Genomic DNA, 17,597 nt, shown 5'->3' with positions numbered 1-17,597 from the left:
TAAAAGAAGCGGAACTAAACCCAGGACGCTTCAAAGTGGCTGGAACGATCGCATACCAAGTATATGCAAGCGCAACCGCAGCACAGACAGAAATAAGAGGCTTAAGCGAAAAGCCAAGTGCGCTTCCAATCAACACCCAGCAAATACCTACGACGCATGAGTATGCCAACATCATCCAAAAGAACTTGGACGCGAACGATATCGATTCAGTACTTTGGGCTAGGTTAGCCAATACGTAGCCAACAGGAAAAACTAGCGACCATAAAAGCATTCGGTCTCTAAAGATACGAACTACAGAGCTTCGCCCCAATTGCGCAATTTCGCGAAAACGTGATGCTTCCCAAGCCATTCCGGCAGAAACCGCTGGAGCAATAACAACGAACACTAAAGTAGATTGGGCAGCGTTTGACTGGAAATAGGTTGTTTTCCCAAGCTCTGATATAGGAACTGCACTGAGAACGATTCCAGCAAGACAAATCCACAATGACGGGCGTCGAAACCAATGTCTGAATCCGAAATTAGGAACCATCATCGTTCCTCCTCCGCGCAAAAGAGCGTGCGAGATTGTGCACTGGATTGTCGTCTAATTCTGATGCTAACTGTATGAATTCTGACCTTGAACCATCGAATCGCAACTTGCCTTTATCAAGGACAAGAACGCGCTCGAATGGTTTCTGCAGTTCACCTGCATCATGGGTGGAGACAACTAAATTATGCCCCATTTCCACGATCTTTTGATAAACCTTTGTAATGAGCTCCTTGCTAAGGGGATCAAGCGCCGCACTAGGCTCATCAAGAAGCAGAGTTTTCGACCCAGAATTCAATGCTGTAGCGATTGCCAATCTAGAGCGTTCCCCTCCGCTAAGACTTTCACATCTCTGATCGGCAGCCTTCGACAAATCAACAAAGTTTAGCCACTCCAAGCTATGTTTCTTTGCGATTTTCCTATCCTGACCAAACAGCCACGCAACATAAGCGCAGTATTCTCCAGAAGTGAAACCCACAATCGGCATGAATTTCTGCTCGACTAACGATATAGAGCCCACCCTTAAGACGACCCCGTCGTGCGGAGAAGAATCTGATGCCAGGACGGAAAAAAGAGTCGACTTTCCTGCACCGTTTGCCCCAAGAAGAAGCGTTGGACGTTCATCTATCGTCAACTGCGGTATATCCAGAATTGTTTTGTTTGAACGCCTTATCTTTAAAGCATCAACTCGAATCGTATCTACCATACGACTTTCATCCAATTGATGGTCAAACGGTTCCAATCAAACGTATGAATATCGGCATGATAGTTGCCTGCAGCCTGACGCCCCCAGCCACCTCGATCCCAACCCCCATAGCACCTGTTGAGAGAACGTGAACCCAGGTCCGGATCCGGCTGCCCTGCGAGAGTTCGGCGTAGGGTCATCTCGACTTTTCCTGGCGATCCGTGCGGAGTGTTCAAGCAGGTAGCTGCTGTGATTTCCGTGTTAAACCCATCAATATTTCGATCGTACCAACTACGAGTTTTAAAGCCATCGCGAGTTCCATTCACGCTGGTTTCAAAATGCCCCTCAGCATTAGCTGGGACAACAAATGAAGTGATCGCCAAGGCTACAGTCAGCCCTGCTACGACTATTTTCTTCACCGGATTTCACACCTCTTTCTGAGAACTAGGCAAAAGAGACTTGCCTTACCTGAACAAAAGCTTGCTTCAAGCGCCGAACAGGGAGAGATGATATTAATACCTAAAGCTTGGCTATTTTTACATAAATAAATGAGATAAGTCAAAATTATGGCTTTGATATTCCACCCCGGCTATTCCACCCGGAAGTTGGCAGAACTCCGGAACAAAGCCAAGCGAAGAGCCCTGGGTTTTGCTTCTAGATACCTCTGGCTCCCGTATTTCGCCAATAAGCAAGAGGCTGATCACTACCACATGTAACGTCGGAAATAGGTAGCAAGAGTGAATCCAAACAAACAAGGCACAAAAGGCATAAAAATTCCCCTTGGCTTTTACCAAGGGGAATCAAATGTGGGCCCTCCGGGGCTCGAACCCGGGACCTGCGGATTAAAAGTCCGTAGCTCTACCAGCTGAGCTAAAGGCCCATCGCGAAACCATTTTAGTAGGCCCCGCTAAAGAAACGAAACTGGCCCCCCACTTTATTGCGGGGAGCCAGTCATGTTTGCTTGTCAGGGGCTAAATGCCGCTGAGTTTGCTTAGCCGCGCATGTCGCCCTTTTCGGCGAAGTTAATCTGGAAGTCGAAGGCAGTCTTCAGATCGTGCGGGGTGTGGACGAACTTGTTGGCGGAAGCACGCTCGTAGTACTCCTCCAGCAGCGGGCGGTAGTCCGGGTGTGCCACGGCGATGACCTTTTCCACGCGCTCACGCGGTGCGAGACCACGCAGGTCAGCGACACCGTACTCGGTGATGATGACCATGGTGTCGTGCTCGGTGTGGTCAGTGTGGGAAACGAAAGGAACAATCGCGGAGATTGCGCCACCCTTTGCCACAGACGGGGAAACGAACGTGGAGATGTAACCGTTGCGGGTGAAGTCACCGGAGCCGCCGGTGCCGTTCATGATGCGGGAGCCGCCAACGTTGGTGGAGTTGATGTTGCCGTAAATATCGGCCTCAATCATGCCGTTGGAGGAGATAAGACCCACGCGGCGGATGACCTCAGGGTGGTTGGAGACCTGCTGCGGACGCAGGATGATGTGCTTGCGGTAGCGCTCTGCCTCAGCGTTCATCTTCTCTGCGTACTCCGGGGAAAGCGCAAAGGAGGTAGCGGAAGCGACAGACATCTTGCCGGCGTCGATAAGGTCGAGCATGCCGTCCTGGATGACCTCGGTGTAGGCCTGGATGTTTTCAAACTTGGACTCCAGCAGGCCTGCCATCACGGCGTTCGGGACATTACCCACGCCGGACTGCATGATGAACTTGTCATACTCCAGGCGGCCAGCAGCAACCTCGCCTTCGAGGAACTCGATGAAGTTAGCAGCGATCTTCTCGGATACCTCATCCGGAGCCTTAAATGGCGCGTTGCGGTCCGGAGCGTTGGTCTCGACGACTGCGACTACCTTTTCGGTCGGCAGCTCGATGTACGGGGTACCGATGCGGTCATCAACCTTGGTGATCGGGATTGGCTGGCGGTTAGGCAGCTTCTCGATCTTGTAAATGTCGTGCATGCCCTCGAGGTTCTCGGACTGCCAGGTGTTTACCTCGAGAATAATCTTGTCTGCAGCCTCGATGTATTCCAGGTTATTGCCCACTGCAGAAGACGGGATGATGTTGCCGTCTTCCAGGATGCGGACAACCTCGATGATTGCGACCTGGAAATCGCCGTAGAAGCCCTCCTCTACCTGCTGGCCGGAGTGGGAAAGGTGAATGTCCTGGTAAAGAATCTCGCCTGCGTTGGCCTTGTTACGCAGAGTCGGATCGGAGTTGTACGGAGAGCGGAAGCGCAATGCGTCCGCCTCTGCCAGCACACCGTCACAATCCGGTGCGGTGGAAGCGCCGGAGAAGACATCGATCTTGAATTCCTCACCAGCAGCGTGTGCAGCCTTTGCCTTTTCAGCGATGGCGGTAGGCAGCGCCTTTGGGTAGCCCGCACCGGTAAAGCCAGAGATACCGACGCGGTCACCGTGATTGACAAACTTTGCAGCTTCTTCAGCAGAAACGACAAGTTCCTTAAACGGCGCGTATCCGATCCTATCGGTCAAAGTAAATCCTCCTTTATATATAGGGCCAACCGTACGACACGATCAGCCCCTTTAAGTTACATGCACCACATTAGCGAACTTGTTGAGGTTTTACCGAAAACTTCGCAAACTTACACACCCCCGTCACAACGACGCGCCAAACTTGCCACGCCACCTGCCCAAAGAGCACAATTGGCTGCGTGAATCTTGCAATCGGAAAAATCGAGCTCAACTCCCCCGTTGTCCTAGCCCCTATGGCGGGCGTAACCAACGTGGCCTTCCGCACGCTCTGCCGGGAACAAGAAATTGCGAAGACCGGAACGGTCTCCGGACTATATGTATGCGAGATGGTCACCGCTCGCGCGTTGGTCGAGCGCAATGAAAAGACCATGCACATGACCACGTTCGGGCCAGATGAAAATCCACGCTCGCTACAGCTGTACACCGTCGATCCGGAGTACACCTACAAGGCAGCAAAGATGATCGTGGATGAAAACTTGGCCGATCACATCGACATGAATTTCGGCTGCCCCGTGCCCAAGGTAACTCGTCGCGGTGGCGGCTCAGCTCTGCCCTATAAGCGCCGACTCTTCGGCAACATCGTCGCCGCCGCAGTTGAGGCCACAGAGGGCACCGACATTCCGGTTACCGTGAAGATGCGCGTGGGCATCGACGACGAGCACCACACACACTTGGACGCAGGACGCATCGCAGTGGAGGAGGGTGCCGCGGCCGTCGCCTTGCACGGGCGCACAGCCGCTCAGCGCTACTCCGGTCACGCCGATTGGAATGAGATCGCACGCCTCAAGGAGCACCTGGCCGATACCGGCATCCCGGTGCTGGGCAACGGCGATATCTTCAAAGCCACCGATGCCCGCGCCATGATGGAGCAGACGGGCTGCGACGGCGTCGTCGTCGGGCGCGGCTGCCTCGGCCGCCCGTGGCTCTTCGCGGAACTGTCTGCGGAGCTGCGTGGCGAGCCAATTCCTTCCGAGCCAACCTTGGGCGAAGTGACGCAGATTATGATTAGGCATGCGGAGCTGCTGGCGCAGCACGATGGCGAGCGTCAGGCCAGCCGCGATATCCGCAAGCACGTGGGTTGGTACCTGCGCGGATTCCCCGTGGGAGGCGAGGTACGCTCGGGCCTTTCGCGGGTGGATTCGGTAGATAACCTGCGCGAATTGCTGGCACCGTGGGCCGATTCGCAGGCGCTTGCCGACGACGCGGATGGCGCACGTGGACGTCAAGGCTCACCTGCCAAGGTGGTTCTACCCGAGGGTTGGCTGGACGATCCAGAGGACGCAACAGTGCCCGAAGGTGCAGAAATTATGCATTCGGGCGGATAGACAAAGCCATAACGAGCATTAGACCAAAAAGTGGTCTATCATTTCCGACATGCGCACCGCATATCGCGAACATCTAGATAGCTTCTCGCACGACCTCATTATCATGTGCGACATCGTCCATAACACCTTAAGGCTCGCCTCTGAAGCACTGATTGACTCCGAACTCCACGCCGCTGAAGAGGCCATGTCTTTGCGCGAGGAACTGGACGAAGTCCGCAACCGCTGCGAGGAGCGCGCTGTCTTGCTGCTCGCGCTCGAAAATCCCATGGCCAAAGATCTCCGCCAGGTCGTCTCCTCCATCTACATCGTGGAAGACCTCCACCGCATGGGCCGTCTGGCCCAACACGTGGCATCGGCTGCCCGCCGACGCCACCCAGAAAACGTGGTGCCCGCAGAGTACATCGGCTATTTTGAGGAGCTCGCACGCTTAAACGACGACATGATTAGGATGTTGCGCGAAATCTTAGTGACCCCGGACCCCGATACCGCCCTGCGGATGGCCTCTGAAGATGATGCGGTAGATGACATCAACCACTACCTTTTGTCCATCCTGACGAATCGAGAGTGGGAAGCAAGCGTGCGCGAGGCCGTGGAAACTGCCCAAATGACCCGCTACTACGAGCGTTTCGCCGATCACTGCGTCAGCGTGGCCGGCCGCATCATTTACCTGTCCACCGGGCTCGCTCCGGAGGCCTATATGGCCAAATTGAGCGAGGAAGAAAGGGACAAAGAGTTCGAGTCCCGCATGGCCGAGCTCGAGCGCCAGTTCCGCCATTAATCCTCACTAGGTAGCTAGACCTTTAAGGCAACGCTGAAGCACATTCAATCCAACTACAGGCGTTTCACGAAAACTATCTATCTAGATCAATCTTCACTGTCTCTAATAACGCTAAACCCCGCTTCCCTCTTGTTTCAAAGGAAGCGGGGTTTATCCGTCTGCTACATGGAAGCTACTAAGGCTTAGCCGAAGCGGCCGGAGATGTAGTCCTCAGTGTCCTTCTTAGACGGGTTCTTGAAAATGGTGGTGGTGTCATCGAACTCCACCAGGTGGCCCGGCTTGCCGGTGGCCTCGAGGGAGAAGAAACCGGTCTTGTCGGACACACGCGCTGCCTGCTGCATGTTGTGGGTCACGATAACGATGGTGAAGTTTTCCTTCAGCTCGTGGATAAGGTCCTCAACGGCCAAGGTGGAAATTGGGTCCAGTGCAGAGCAAGGCTCGTCCATGAGGAGAACCTCTGGCTCCACGGCAATCGCGCGAGCGATGCACAGACGCTGCTGCTGACCACCGGACAGGCCGCCGCCCGGCTTGTCCAGACGGTCCTTAACCTCATCCCATAGGTTTGCGCCACGCAGGGACTTCTCGGCGACTTCCTTCAGCTTCTTCTTGTTCTTCTCACCGGACAGACGCAGGCCGGCGACAACGTTGTCCTCGATGGACATGGTTGGGAACGGGTTTGCCTTCTGGAAGACCATGCCGATGGTGTTACGGACGGAGACTGGGTCAACCTTTGGGCCGTAGATGTTCTGGCCGTCGAGCAGGATCTCACCCTTGACGGAAGCGCCAGGGATGACCTCGTGCATGCGGTTGATGGTGCGCAGAACGGTGGACTTACCGCAGCCGGAAGGGCCGATGAACGCAGTAACTGCCTGTGCTGGGATCTGCATGTTGACGTTCTGTACGGCGTGGAAATCACCGTAGTAGATGTTCACGTCATTGAGCTCAAGCTTTGACATTTTTTGAATTACTCCTGTTGAGGGGCTTTAGGTGTGGCGGGCGGGCGTGTTACTTCTTGACGGAGAACTTCGCAGAAACGAAGCGCGCCGCAATGTTGAGGATTGCAATCAGCAGGACCAGCGTCAGTGCCGCGCCCCACAGCTTGTCCAGAACGGCCGGCTGGGCGCCGGACTTGTACATATCAAGCATCATCAGCGGCAAGGAAGACATTGCGCCATCCATTGCGTCCCAGTTGATGGAAGAGGTCGAGCCGACCAAGACCAGAACCGGAGCGGACTCACCCATGACGCGGGCAACGGCCAGCATGATGCCGGTGACGATGCCGGACAGAGCGGTTGGCAGAACGATGCGGGCGATGGTCTTCCACTTCGGCACTCCCAGCGCATAGGAAGCCTCACGCAGGTCCATCGGGACGACGCGCAGCATCTCCTCCGTGTTACGAACGACGATTGGAATCATCAGCAGCACCAGAGAAAGCGCCACTGCCATGCCGGAACGGTCGAAGCCGAAGAGCGTGATCCACATTGCGAAGACGAACAACGCAGCGACGATGGAAGGAACACCAGAAAGGATGTCGACCATGAAGGTGGTCAGGCGGCTCAGCAGACCGCCGCGGGAATACTCCACCAAGTAGATAGCGGTGAAGATGCCAATCGGGACGGAAATGATGGTTGCCAGGAGGGTCTGGACGAAGGTACCGATAATCGCGTGCAATGCACCGCCGCCAGCCTCGGTATCAAGGATTCCGCGCTGCGAGGTAGTCCACCATTCAGGATTGAAAATGGCGCCGGCACCGCGAGCAAAAAGCTCCCAGAGCACCCAGACGAGTGGAATCATCGCGATGATCATCGTGGCCCACACGACGAAGGTGGCGATGTTGTTGGCGGTCTTGCGGCCGCCGGAAATATCAAGGAACGCCGATCCGGAGTTCTGCGGAAGGGTCTTTACTGGGGTAGACATTCAGGTTTACCTCTTCCTACTTCTTCTTCACGATGGAACGGGCAATGGCATTGACCACGAAGGTCAGCAGGAACAGCATGAGGCCGGCTGCGATATAAGCACCCGCACGCATCTCGTTACCGAACTCGGAAGCTGCCAGAGCGATCGCAGTAGCGAAGGTAGTACCGCCGTCGAAAAGCGAGAAGCGGAAATCAATCAGCGGCGAGACAACCATGTACAGCGCCATAGTCTCACCCAGCGCACGGCCCAGGCCCAGCATGGAACCGGCGATGTAACCGGACATACCAAAAGGCAGGACGGTCATGCGGATAACTTCCCAGCGGGTAGCGCCCAGCGCCAACGCGGACTCAATCTGGCCCGGAGGGGTCTGCACAAAGACCTCACGCGCGGTGGCGGCGATGATGGGCAGAATCATCACTGCCAGCACGATGCCACCGGTGAAGATGTTGCGGCCGGTCTCGAAGGAAGGCGAGTTGTCGTAGGTGGTGAACAGGAAGAAGCCGCCAGCCCACGAATGAATCCACTTATAAAAGCCTGAAAGAGCCGGGCCAAGAACCTGCCAGCCCCACAGACCGTAAACGATGGACGGAACTGCAGCGAGCATGTCGACCAAGAAGCCAAGCGGCTTCACTGCGCGGGCCGGAGCGTAGTTGGAAAGGAAGATAGCAATGCCAAGCGCAACCGGCATCGCGATCAGCAAGGCAACAACGGATATGAGCACCGTGGAGCCGAACATGGTCGGGATACCGAACTGCATTGCGTCAGTGTTGTTAGTCTCCCAGCGCTGACCGTAGGTGAAAAAGCCTAGGAAGCCGCCCTCGTTGACGTTCAGTGCAGGCACTGCGCGCCAAATCAGGAAGGCTGCAATGGCAGCGATCATCACGGTGATTAAGGTTGCGGAGGCGGTGGAGAGAAACTCGAAAATTCGGTCACCTGGGCGTTTTACACCCGAACCGGACTTCACGATTGCGGCCTCGGAGCTACCAGCAGAAGAAGCAGGCCGCGAGGCGGCTTCTGTCTGCTCATTTGGTGGCGCCGTGGTGAGATTGTTGTCTGCCATGAGACTACGAAATCCTTTTCAACGGAAACTGTGGGAATTAATGTGCAACACACCGCAGCCCCCAAAGGCGCTCTGATGAACGGATTTGGGGGCGGGCAGTGCTGTCTTTTATTGCGTATCCAGCAAATTACTGGATTGCGTCAACAGCAGACTTCAGACGCTCGAGGTGGTCACCGGTAACAGGGATGAATCCAGCAGACTCGAGGTCGGAGCTCTGGTTATCCAGAACGGTCTTGAAGAAAGCCTTGACCAGCGCGGAGGTCTCCTCATCGTACCCAGCGGAGCAAACGATGTTGTAGGTGGTCAGGATGAGCGGGTAGGAACCCTTGGTGTCGGAACCGAAGAGCGCCTCGGAGTCAACAACCATGTTGTGCTCGGAGCCGGTCTCCTTGAACTTCAGGTTGTCGAGTGCAACGCCGACGGTCTCGTTGGACAGCTCAACCGGGCCGTTGCCGAAGTCAATCTTGGCAATCTTGACGCCGTCAGATTCCTTCTGGTGTGCGTAGCCAGCCTCAACGTAGGTGATTGCACCGTCGATGGAAGCAACCTGGTCAGCAACGCCGGAGGAACCGTTTGCGCCCTCGCCGACAGCGTCCGGGAACTGCTTGCCCTCGTTGTCCCAGTTGCCGGTGGCGGTCTTCAGGAACTTCTGGAAGTTGTCGGAGGTACCGGACTCGTCAGAACGGAAGATGACGGTGATGTCGGTGTCTGGGAGGTCAACGCCCTCGTTGGAAGCCTTGATCTCTTCGTCGTTCCACTTGGTGATCTCGCCCTTGAAGATCTTTGCCAGGGTCTCGGTCTTCAGGTTTACTTCCTTGTCACCCAGGTTGTATGCGATTGCAACCGGGCCGATGGTGGTTGGCAGGTGCCATGCGTCGTTGCCCTCGCAACGCTCCTTGGCAGCCTCAACCTCACCCTTGTCCTCCTTCAGAGCGGAGTCGGAACCAGCGAAGTCAACGGTGCCGTTGGTGAAAGCCTCAACGCCAGCGCCGGAGCCGGAGGAGGTGTAGGAGAAGTTAGCGTCTGGGTGCTCGTCCAGGAAGGCCTTCTCAAAGACGGACATTGCGCTCTTCTGGGAGGATGCGCCCTCACCGGTGAGGTCACCGGAGACCTCAGAGCCGCCCTCAGAGCCCGAACCGGATTCAGAGCAGGCAACAAGGCCGGTGGAGGTTGCGGCAACAATGCCGAAGATTGCAGCGGTGCGCTTGAAGTTGCGGATCACAGGAAACCTTTCCAAAGCAGAACAGAGATTGTTATCCGAGCAAACCGCACATCGCATTGGTAAAAGCGAAAGAGTTGAAAGAGAACTACCAACACCGCGGTTAACTCACAAAACGTAAAGCTATCCGCGGCGGGTTAACCACAGAGGTGGTTTCAGGTGAACAACAAATGAACATGTCGCCAAAGTTGGTGAGACTAATCACGCCCCGAGTAGACAGAGTGGTCTTCAATAACGCTAAACCCGAGGCGCTCATAAAGCTTTACAGCCGGTTTATTGTCCGCCTCAACATAGAGAATTACCCAGTCAGCACCCTTTTCCACCATTCGATTCAGACCATAGCGCAGCAAAGGATTTCCCAAACCTTGACCGCGATAAGCCTTCGAAATGCCGATCACATAAACCTCACCAAACTCATCAGTTTCCTCCTTGTGCCATTTGGTCCAGTGGAATCCGGCCAGCACGGGGGCTGCCCCATCATCGTCTTTCTTGGTGTCCCAATAGAAAAGGACATCTGCCGGATCGAACCATTCCGCTTCCATCCCGCGGTGCAAACGCTCTATATCCCATCCACCTTGCTCCGGGTGCCAGGAAAAGGCTTCGTTGTTGGCACGCACCCATTCCTGCTCGACCAAATCCGTGCCCCACCGCTCTACCGAATCGGTGAAGTTGGCGGGAGTATACGGGGCGTCGCCAAGCGTGGAGTGCTCCACCAAATCCTTACCGGCAACCTTCATGACCAGAAGCTGACGCACCTTTTCCATGTGGTTATTCTGTGCCACAGCCTGGGCTGCCGGCAGATTGCCGTGGGCCCAGACATTTGCCGCAGGCTTTATCGCCCGCACGGCATTCAGCAGCTCGTTGCCCCAGCCACGGCCACGATAATCGGGGTGTATAAACATCTCGGCGTCATCTCCGGCGACAGCTGCAAGGCCTACCGGCTCCGCGGCGTCGCTGAGCACCAAGTGCGTGTGTTCCAAGCGCGCGTCATCCAGGCCCAAGATGAATTGCTCCGACAGGGGCGCAATACCGTCGACGCCCCGTGCTAAATCAGCGATTTTCTTGAGCTTGCCTGCGAGTTCTGGGCACTCTGGAAGTTGATAGGTTTCGATATTCATACCCACCAGCGTACGTGCGGTAAGAATAGAAGAGTGACTGTTCTGCAAATCAACCGCAACGTTGTCCGCCTCGGCATCGTCGCCATCGTGGGCACCCTCGCCTGGCTTTCGGATTCTGCCGTGGCCATGCACGCAGAGCACACCGTGGCCCAAGAATCGAAGGCTGTCTCGCGCCTCGAAAATACTCCCGACGTCTACATTGGCGGCTTCCCTTATACGCTCGCCACACTGACCAAAGAGATTCCTTATCTCGAGGTACAATCTCTCGACGTCGAGGTGCCAAAGCTAGGCATGGTCAATGCTTCGACCACCATGCGCGATATCACCATTACCCCGCAACAAGTCTTTAGCGGGAAATTCGAAGGCGCCCCCGTCTCGACCTATACCCGCAGCATCAGCCTGGATGGCGTGGCGCTGGGCAGGCTGATGGGCATTACTGATCTTTCGATTGCAAACCCCGACAACATCTCTCCTATCGGCGGCACCGCAGCCGAGGCAGAGCTGACGGGTACGCTGCCAGGAGATAAAAAGAAGTCAACGGCAAAGGTCGCGCTGCGCCTGGTTGGCGAGCAATTCCACATGAATGTCTACGACACCGAGGATCCGCGCCTGAAGAAGGCCTTCTCGATGCAATTCGACACCCGCGACCTACCGCTGCCTGCACAGGCGACGTCCGTGAAACTGCATGGTGGCTCCATCACCTTTGAGGTGCAGCGCCGCAACATCAAGTTGAAGTCCACCCAACTGTCCCCTCTCGAAATCGAGGGTTCGGAGGAAAAGGCGGTGAAGGACGCGGAAAAGCGCGCCGTGGACACCGCCCAGCGCGTTGGTCAGGCCAGCTAGCGCTACTTAATCCGCACCAGATCGCGAAGAATCTCGCGCACGCTGCGCTCATGCGGTGGGCGCGGCTGCGAAGGCGCAAAGACCTCGATGGCATCTGCCACCGACTCCAAATGCACCTTGGTGAACTTGCCTTCGGACTCACCATCGGCCTGGAAGCGCTTCGGGGTCGGCGTTTCCAGGTCGACCACCTGCGCATCGTCGAATTGCAATGCGCGGGCCTGGGTAATCTTGCTCAACACGTGCTTGCGATCAACGCCCATCAGGTGCAGCATGCCCACCAAACCGTGAATGCCGCCCAAGTCAGAAACGCCGAAGAGCCCCAGACCCTTGTCAAAAGAATTGCGCGGGTTAGTAACCACCGGCAGCGGGCCCAAGAAGGTCCACGGGTTGGTATTGGAGGTAAACATCAAAGGCACCTTGTGCGCAGTAAATTCCTTGCCATCACGATTGACCGCATGGACGGAAATCTCCGGTGGAATGACGCGCGCACGCAGATAAGCCTGTGCGGAGACCGTCAGATAGCGCAACGGGGTGGCTGCAAAGCCCATCTCGCGGGCACGATCGACGCGCGCCAAGACATCCGCATCGAGGCCGAAGCCGGCGTTGACCGCGAACCAGCGCTCGTTCCAGGTGCCAAGGCGAATGGTGCGCCGAGTATCGCGCTCCAGCAGGCGTGCCAGTACGTGGGCGGCCTCCACAGGGGTATTCGGAATGCCTAAAGCGCGGACGAAAACGTTGGCAGAACCAGTCGGAATAACGCCGAGCACCGGCAGCTCCTCCGGAGCCGGGCGCTGGTCATTGTCTGCCGGACCGAGCAATCCGTTGACAACCTCATTAACCGTACCGTCGCCACCAAAGACGACAATGGCGTCATAATCCGCACGCCGAAGACCGCGCACGATCTCTTCTGCATGCCCCGCATAATGGGTAAATTGCATGCGCAGGTGGACGCCTTCGACATCTCGCAACAGCGGAATGACCTGCCTGAATAAAGCATCGCTCTGCGAAGTCGAGTTCGGATTTGAAATCATTAATGCTCGCACAGCGAACCAGCCTAGTGGTTTATATCCCTTTAAGGCGACTAGGCTGGTGCGTCATGAGCGAAAATAGCAACGAAAAGCTAAATGGCAACGACGCTGTCAACAATGCCGCCGAGGCATGGAAGGACGCAGCGAACCGCAACATCCCGGCCATGAAACTCGGCAACAACCCTCTGCCGCAGGAAACCGCTAACCTGCGCCAGGGCCCGTCGCTTCACGACGGCCTGCTAGCCCTTCTTCCCCTCGTAGGCGTCTGGCAGGGCGAAGGCCAGGCCCACGATGCTTCCGGCGAGCAGTACACCTTTGGTCAGCAGCTTATTGTCAGCCACGACGGCGAGAATTACCTGACTTATAGCTCTCGTACCTGGCGCATCGACACCGAGGGCAAGCCACAGGGTGCCGATATCCGCGAATCCGGTTACTGGCGAATCTCCTTGAAGGACGAGATCGAGATGACCTACACCTCCTCTAACGGAATCGTGGAGATCTTCTACGGCGAGCCTTTCAACGAGCGTGCATGGCAGCTCGAGTCCGCCTCCACCATGGTTACCGAAACCGGACCGAAAAACTTCGGCCCAGGCAAGCGCATGTACGGCTTGATGCCGAACAACAACCTGGGTTGGGTCGACGAGCGCATGGTCGACGGCGAGATGCGCCCGTACATGTCCGCTGAGCTTGAGCGCGTAGCAGGCTAGTTTAAGCCATACCGCGCAAGCGCGGCATCAAGCAGGCCTCGGATTTCCGCAGCGTTATCCGGGGCCTTTAGCTTTGCGTCATTGAGGCTTGTAACGCGCACGGCGGTGCGTACTGAAGAGACCAACCACACCGAATCGCAGCGCTCAAGATACTCCGGCGTGATTTCCTTAGCCTTGCAGCGATAGCCCTGCTGCTGCGCGTATTCGAAGAGCGCAGCCTGCGTGGTACCGGAGAGAATCCCCTTCGCTGCCGGGGTGCGCAGCTTGTTTCCACGCACTGCCACGACGGTGGAGGTGGCGCCTTCCAAAACGATGCCACTGTCTGGGTCGACGAAGATGACGTCGTCAAATCCCTTCCCCTTTGCCAGGCGCAAGGTAGCCATGGTGGCAGCGTAGTTCAGCGTCTTGGCGGGCAGTTCCTCGGCCACGTGCCACAGGCGCGGGGTGGTCATTACTTTGACGCCCTTCTCGCGCTGCTCAAGTAGCTTTTTATCGATTGCCTGCACCACGACCCAAGCGCTCGGGTGGCCTGTCGAGGCACGCCCGCGGGTATATGTCCACGTGCACTTGGCCTCGCCTGTCTCATCACCGCCGAAGTAGTCCGCGATGGCGAGTTCGGTGGCTTCCTTCCACTTTTCAATCTGCGGTTCCGGCAGCTCGAGGGCCTGTGCTGAGTTCACGAAGCGCGCGCTATGCCGGGCAATGTTGGCCACCTTGCCATCACGCACCAGCAGCGACTCAAAGATGCCGTCACCGCGAGTGACAGCGGCGTCATCCCAATAGATAAGTGGCAGCGACGGATGATGCTTGCGCACAGAGCCACCATAGGGCTCTACAACGTAGATGACCGGCTCTTTTCGAGGCGTGAACTCCATAATTTTTATTATGCCCTACCATCGGATCTCGTGAGTTATTCTTCGCCACTTTTAGCGCGCACAGGCGCCGCTGAGTTCCAAGACGCCACTGCAATCGACGCCGCGGGCGTCGCCTGGCACTACGGTAACCCGCTCAAGGAGCAAAGGATCATCGAAACCGGCTCCGGGATCGTGGACCGCTCCCAGCGCCGCGTCATCAAGGTCGAGGGCCCAGAGGCTGCGACCTTCCTCAACAACTTGTTATCGCAAAAGCTTGACGACGCCCCCTCTGGCTTCAGCGCCGGCGCCCTCGACCTAGACATACAGGGCCACGTGCTCCACCACATGGATCTCACCCGAGTTGGCGAGGCCTTCTACCTGGATATTCCAGAAGCCCAGTTTTCTTCGCTGCTGGATTTTTTGACCAAAATGATCTTCTGGTCCCAGGTGACGGTGAAAGAAGCACACTTGGCGGTTATCACCGTGCTGGGTTCTGCCCTGCCGGCGCCAGCGAGCGCGGTGGTGTCGCGCGACGTCGCCTGGCGCGGCCCGCAGCGCGCGGACTATCTCGTCCCGCGTGAAGACCTAGAGGCAGCCGTGGCGGAACTGGAATCGGCTGGCGGAACCTTGGTGGGACTGATGGCCTACACCGCCGAGCGTGTAAAGGCGCTGGAGCCGGAGCTCGCCGCGGACCTGGATGCAAAGGCGATTGCCCACGAGGTCCCGCACTGGATTTCACGCGGGGATGCGCCGGCATTCGTGCACCTGAACAAGGGGTGCTACCGCGGCCAGGAGACCGTCGCCCGGGTGGAGAATCTCGGCCGCTCGCCGCGGCTTTTGGTGATGCTTTATCTGGATGGCTCGGCGCCTACTCGTCCGGAGATTGGTGCGGACGTTACTCTCGGCGGGCGCCGCGTGGGACGTCTCGGCACAGTGGTCGATGACTGCGACTTTGGTCCCATCGCACTCGCGCTGGTCAAGCGCTCGGCTTTGAGCGGCCAACAGCTTTCCATTGGGGATGTCGCTGCATCCGTGGAAAATGACTCAATCCCCGTCGATGAGGGCCCGAAGGCGGGACGAGCTGCGGTAGAAAAGTTGCGTGGCCGATAACTCATTTAGCCCTCTGCGCGAGTTATCCCACTCGTTTTGGCATATGTAGGGGGGTGGTGCGGAATTTTTTCGTCACACAGGCTATTGTGTCTAACAGGAAGATACACTTTTAGATTTAAGCCGATGGGGCGTCCAAGAATCCCTGGAACGCCCTACTCACCTCAAGGGGGTCATGCACATGGGACGCGGACGCGCAAAGGCAAAGCAGACCAAAGTTGCACGCCAGCTGAAGTACAATTCGCCTGAAATGGATCTGGATTCGCTCCAGCGGGAGCTTGCCTCCCAAAACCCGAACAACTCCCACGATTACGAGGACGAGGATCCTTACGCCGACTACGTCGACGAGTGGGACGAAGACGACGAGGAGGACCAGCGCTAAGGCGCTTTCCTTTTCGCCGCTGGGACTCCAGCTGTAGGCCGCGGCCGCTTCGCGTGGTTGCGGCCTTTTGCTTTTGGCCGCTGCCCGGCTCTTTCCCGCGGCACCCTGCTCTTCACGGCCGCTTCCCTGGTCTGCCTGGGCTGCCCCTACCCTTCCCTCGGCCTTCCCTCGGCCGGCATTTCCAAATGGTGAGGAACAAATGGTGAGGTGAGGCGTCACCCGCCCCAGGAGCCCACTACAGCCACAGTGGTTACAGTGCAACCTCACCATTTGAAAACCACACTAGGCTTCAACTGCATTTGGCGTCCGCTGGACAGACGGCCCTAAATGGTGCGGTTTTACCATCCGCGCGAAAACGCCGAAGAGCCGAGCGGAAGCGCAGGAAAACCGGCGCCGGAAGAGGAAAACCACAAACGACCTCCCCTCCTCCACCGCGATGTGGCAGAGAACGGAAGGCCGAAAGCAGAAGTGGTTGGGCGGGCTTAGTAGTTCGGGTGCTCGCCGTTCATGATGACGCGCTCTTCGCCCTCGCCGGCGGCGCGGATGGTGCCGAGCTCCCACGCATCAACGTGGCGGGCAGCCATCATAGCCAGGGCGCGCTCGCGATCCTCCGGAGCGACGACGGCAATCATGCCAACGCCCATGTTGAAGGTTTTCTCCATCTCTTCCAGGGAAACCTTGCCCACAGAAGCGATGGTCTTGAAGATCTGGCCCGGGGTCCAGGTGGAACGGTTAACTTCAGCGGTCAGGCCCTCCGGAATGACGCGCTCCAGGTTGCCGGCCAGGCCACCGCCGGTGACGTGGCAGAAGGTGGAAACGTTGCACTCAGCGGTCAGAGCCAGGCAGTCCTTGGCGTAGATGCGAGTCGGCTCCAGCAGCTCCTCGCCGAGGGTGCGGCCAAGCTCCTCGATGTGGCCATCGAGCGGCAGACCTGCCTGCTCCAGCAGGACGTAGCGAGCCAGGGAGTAGCCGTTGGAGTGCAGGCCGGAAGAGGCCATCGCGATGAGGACATCGCCGTCGCGGACCTTGTCCGGGCCCAGGATGGAATCTGCCTCGACTACTCCCACGGCGGTTGCGGAGACGTCGTATTCTTCTGGGTCCATTACTCCTGGGTGCTCAGCGGTCTCGCCGCCGAGCAGCGCAGCGCCTGCCTGCACGCAGCCCTCAGCGATACCCTTCACAATCTCTGCGACCTTCTCCGGTACGACCTTGCCCACGGCAATGTAGTCCTGCAGGAATAGCGGCTCCGCGCCGCACACCACGAGGTCATCGACGCACATTGCAACCAGGTCGATACCGATGGTGTCGTGGACGTCCATCGCCTGCGCAACAGCCAGCTTGGTGCCAACGCCATCGGAGCCTGCAGCCAGGACCGGCTCTTTGTATTCGCCCAGCTTGAACAGGCCCGCGAAGCCACCCAGGCCGCCCATGACCTCCGGTCGGGTTGCACGCTTTGCGTGCGGCGCAAACAGGGTGACGGCGCGGTCGCCTTCTTCGATGCTGACGCCAGCTGCCGCGTAAGTATTCTCGCTCATTTTTGTTCCTTGCCTTGTG

The 17,597-nt window shown here is 57.3% G+C and carries 17 protein-coding genes, 1 tRNA gene and 1 pseudogene; 6 read left to right on the top strand and 13 right to left on the bottom strand.

The window, feature by feature from the left end:
- From HMPREF3155_RS13120 to HMPREF3155_RS03910, 5 genes and pseudogenes are all read right to left on the bottom strand, one after another.
- Positions 1 to 532 (bottom strand): annotated as a pseudogene (locus tag HMPREF3155_RS13120) (hypothetical protein); the annotation flags it as partial.
- Positions 519 to 1,232: an ATP-binding cassette domain-containing protein gene (locus HMPREF3155_RS03920; RefSeq protein ID WP_062043424.1), complete on the bottom strand. Its 714-nt coding sequence runs from the start codon at positions 1,230 to 1,232 to the stop codon at positions 519 to 521. The pseudogene HMPREF3155_RS13120 and the gene HMPREF3155_RS03920, both read right to left, overlap by 14 nt.
- Positions 1,226 to 1,630 carry a hypothetical protein gene (locus HMPREF3155_RS12800; protein ID WP_148138213.1) on the bottom strand — a complete coding sequence of 135 codons (405 nt, stop codon included), beginning with the start codon at positions 1,628 to 1,630 and terminating at the stop codon, positions 1,226 to 1,228. Before HMPREF3155_RS12800 ends, HMPREF3155_RS03920 begins: the two co-directional genes overlap by 7 nt.
- A gap of 388 nt (positions 1,631 to 2,018) precedes the next feature.
- Positions 2,019 to 2,091, bottom strand: a tRNA-Lys gene (locus HMPREF3155_RS03915).
- Positions 2,092 to 2,202: 111 nt separating this feature from the next.
- Complete coding sequence (locus tag HMPREF3155_RS03910) at positions 2,203 to 3,705, bottom strand: acetyl-CoA hydrolase/transferase family protein (protein ID WP_061924487.1); 1,503 nt, start codon at positions 3,703 to 3,705, stop codon at positions 2,203 to 2,205.
- 179 nt (positions 3,706 to 3,884) lie between these two features.
- On the opposite strand from HMPREF3155_RS03910, the gene dusB reads away from it, so the two are divergent.
- Together dusB and phoU are read left to right on the top strand one after the other, a co-directional pair.
- Positions 3,885 to 5,030 (top strand): tRNA dihydrouridine synthase DusB, encoded by a 1,146-nt coding sequence (dusB, locus tag HMPREF3155_RS03905; protein WP_061924491.1) that lies wholly within the window; start codon positions 3,885 to 3,887, stop codon positions 5,028 to 5,030.
- Positions 5,031 to 5,079: 49 nt separating this feature from the next.
- Positions 5,080 to 5,808, top strand: coding sequence for a phosphate signaling complex protein PhoU (gene phoU / locus HMPREF3155_RS03900; protein ID WP_070432621.1), 729 nt, complete (start codon positions 5,080 to 5,082; stop codon positions 5,806 to 5,808).
- A gap of 182 nt (positions 5,809 to 5,990) precedes the next feature.
- Here phoU and pstB read toward each other — a convergent pair whose 3' ends face one another.
- From pstB to mshD, 5 genes are all read right to left on the bottom strand, one after another.
- Positions 5,991 to 6,764, bottom strand: coding sequence for a phosphate ABC transporter ATP-binding protein PstB (gene pstB / locus HMPREF3155_RS03895; protein WP_061924498.1), 774 nt, complete (start codon positions 6,762 to 6,764; stop codon positions 5,991 to 5,993).
- A 49-nt stretch (positions 6,765 to 6,813) separates the two neighbouring features.
- Complete coding sequence (gene pstA, locus HMPREF3155_RS03890) at positions 6,814 to 7,725, bottom strand: phosphate ABC transporter permease PstA (protein ID WP_062037334.1); 912 nt, start codon at positions 7,723 to 7,725, stop codon at positions 6,814 to 6,816.
- Between the two features lie 16 nt (positions 7,726 to 7,741).
- Positions 7,742 to 8,785, bottom strand: coding sequence for a phosphate ABC transporter permease subunit PstC (gene pstC, locus HMPREF3155_RS03885; RefSeq protein WP_061924504.1), 1,044 nt, complete (start codon positions 8,783 to 8,785; stop codon positions 7,742 to 7,744).
- Between the two features lie 127 nt (positions 8,786 to 8,912).
- Positions 8,913 to 10,007 carry a phosphate ABC transporter substrate-binding protein PstS gene (gene pstS, locus HMPREF3155_RS03880; protein ID WP_061924506.1) on the bottom strand — a complete coding sequence of 365 codons (1,095 nt, stop codon included), beginning with the start codon at positions 10,005 to 10,007 and terminating at the stop codon, positions 8,913 to 8,915.
- A 194-nt stretch (positions 10,008 to 10,201) separates the two neighbouring features.
- Positions 10,202 to 11,122, bottom strand: a complete 921-nt coding sequence (gene mshD, locus HMPREF3155_RS03875) for a mycothiol synthase (protein WP_070432620.1) — start codon at positions 11,120 to 11,122, stop codon at positions 10,202 to 10,204.
- A 33-nt stretch (positions 11,123 to 11,155) separates the two neighbouring features.
- Here mshD and HMPREF3155_RS03870 point away from each other — a divergent pair, with 33 nt between their 5' ends.
- Positions 11,156 to 11,965 (top strand): LmeA family phospholipid-binding protein, encoded by an 810-nt coding sequence (locus HMPREF3155_RS03870; RefSeq protein ID WP_061924512.1) that lies wholly within the window; start codon positions 11,156 to 11,158, stop codon positions 11,963 to 11,965.
- Positions 11,966 to 11,967: 2 nt separating this feature from the next.
- Here HMPREF3155_RS03870 and HMPREF3155_RS03865 read toward each other — a convergent pair whose 3' ends face one another.
- Entirely contained in the window at positions 11,968 to 13,008 is a 1,041-nt protein-coding gene (locus HMPREF3155_RS03865) for a diacylglycerol/lipid kinase family protein (RefSeq protein WP_061924515.1), read from the bottom strand.
- A 53-nt stretch (positions 13,009 to 13,061) separates the two neighbouring features.
- Between HMPREF3155_RS03865 and HMPREF3155_RS03860 the strand changes: the two genes are divergently transcribed.
- Positions 13,062 to 13,700, top strand: coding sequence for a heme-binding beta-barrel domain-containing protein (locus HMPREF3155_RS03860; protein ID WP_061924518.1), 639 nt, complete (start codon positions 13,062 to 13,064; stop codon positions 13,698 to 13,700).
- On the opposite strand, the gene HMPREF3155_RS03855 is transcribed toward HMPREF3155_RS03860, so the two are convergent.
- Positions 13,697 to 14,575 carry an aminodeoxychorismate lyase gene (locus HMPREF3155_RS03855; protein WP_070432619.1) on the bottom strand — a complete coding sequence of 293 codons (879 nt, stop codon included), beginning with the start codon at positions 14,573 to 14,575 and terminating at the stop codon, positions 13,697 to 13,699. The genes HMPREF3155_RS03860 and HMPREF3155_RS03855 overlap by 4 nt on opposite strands.
- A gap of 30 nt (positions 14,576 to 14,605) precedes the next feature.
- Here HMPREF3155_RS03855 and HMPREF3155_RS03850 point away from each other — a divergent pair, with 30 nt between their 5' ends.
- Both HMPREF3155_RS03850 and HMPREF3155_RS03845 read left to right on the top strand, forming a co-directional pair.
- On the top strand, positions 14,606 to 15,664 hold the full coding sequence (locus tag HMPREF3155_RS03850) for a CAF17-like 4Fe-4S cluster assembly/insertion protein YgfZ (protein ID WP_070432618.1): 1,059 nt from the start codon (positions 14,606 to 14,608) through the stop codon (positions 15,662 to 15,664).
- Positions 15,665 to 15,842: 178 nt separating this feature from the next.
- Positions 15,843 to 16,043 (top strand): DUF3073 domain-containing protein, encoded by a 201-nt coding sequence (locus HMPREF3155_RS03845; RefSeq protein ID WP_179294342.1) that lies wholly within the window; start codon positions 15,843 to 15,845, stop codon positions 16,041 to 16,043.
- Positions 16,044 to 16,525: 482 nt separating this feature from the next.
- On the opposite strand, the gene purM is transcribed toward HMPREF3155_RS03845, so the two are convergent.
- Positions 16,526 to 17,578, bottom strand: a complete 1,053-nt coding sequence (gene purM, locus HMPREF3155_RS03840) for a phosphoribosylformylglycinamidine cyclo-ligase (RefSeq protein WP_061924525.1) — start codon at positions 17,576 to 17,578, stop codon at positions 16,526 to 16,528.
- Positions 17,579 to 17,597: the final 19 nt, after the last annotated feature.

This window comes from Corynebacterium sp. HMSC06D04 (assembly GCF_001807315.1).
Taxonomy (GTDB): Bacteria; Actinomycetota; Actinomycetes; order Mycobacteriales; family Mycobacteriaceae; genus Corynebacterium; species Corynebacterium simulans.
Note: the sequence above shows the minus strand (reverse complement) of the source record. Positions and strands in the feature narration are given on the sequence as shown.

What these genes read in the sequence shown, in the direction of transcription:
- purM (WP_061924525.1), bottom strand. Translation starts at nt 17,578, where the DNA reads ATGAGCGAGAATACTTACGCGGCAGCTGGCGTCAGCATCGAAGAAGGC.
- pstB (WP_061924498.1), bottom strand. Translation starts at nt 6,764, where the DNA reads ATGTCAAAGCTTGAGCTCAATGACGTGAACATCTACTACGGTGATTTC.
- HMPREF3155_RS03860 (WP_061924518.1), top strand. Translation starts at nt 13,062, where the DNA reads ATGAGCGAAAATAGCAACGAAAAGCTAAATGGCAACGACGCTGTCAAC.
- HMPREF3155_RS03845 (WP_179294342.1), top strand. Translation starts at nt 15,843, where the DNA reads ATGGGACGCGGACGCGCAAAGGCAAAGCAGACCAAAGTTGCACGCCAG.
- pstA (WP_062037334.1), bottom strand. Translation starts at nt 7,725, where the DNA reads ATGTCTACCCCAGTAAAGACCCTTCCGCAGAACTCCGGATCGGCGTTC.
- mshD (WP_070432620.1), bottom strand. Translation starts at nt 11,122, where the DNA reads ATGAATATCGAAACCTATCAACTTCCAGAGTGCCCAGAACTCGCAGGC.
- HMPREF3155_RS03855 (WP_070432619.1), bottom strand. Translation starts at nt 14,575, where the DNA reads ATGGAGTTCACGCCTCGAAAAGAGCCGGTCATCTACGTTGTAGAGCCC.
- pstC (WP_061924504.1), bottom strand. Translation starts at nt 8,785, where the DNA reads ATGGCAGACAACAATCTCACCACGGCGCCACCAAATGAGCAGACAGAA.
- HMPREF3155_RS03920 (WP_062043424.1), bottom strand. Translation starts at nt 1,232, where the DNA reads ATGGTAGATACGATTCGAGTTGATGCTTTAAAGATAAGGCGTTCAAAC.
- phoU (WP_070432621.1), top strand. Translation starts at nt 5,080, where the DNA reads ATGCGCACCGCATATCGCGAACATCTAGATAGCTTCTCGCACGACCTC.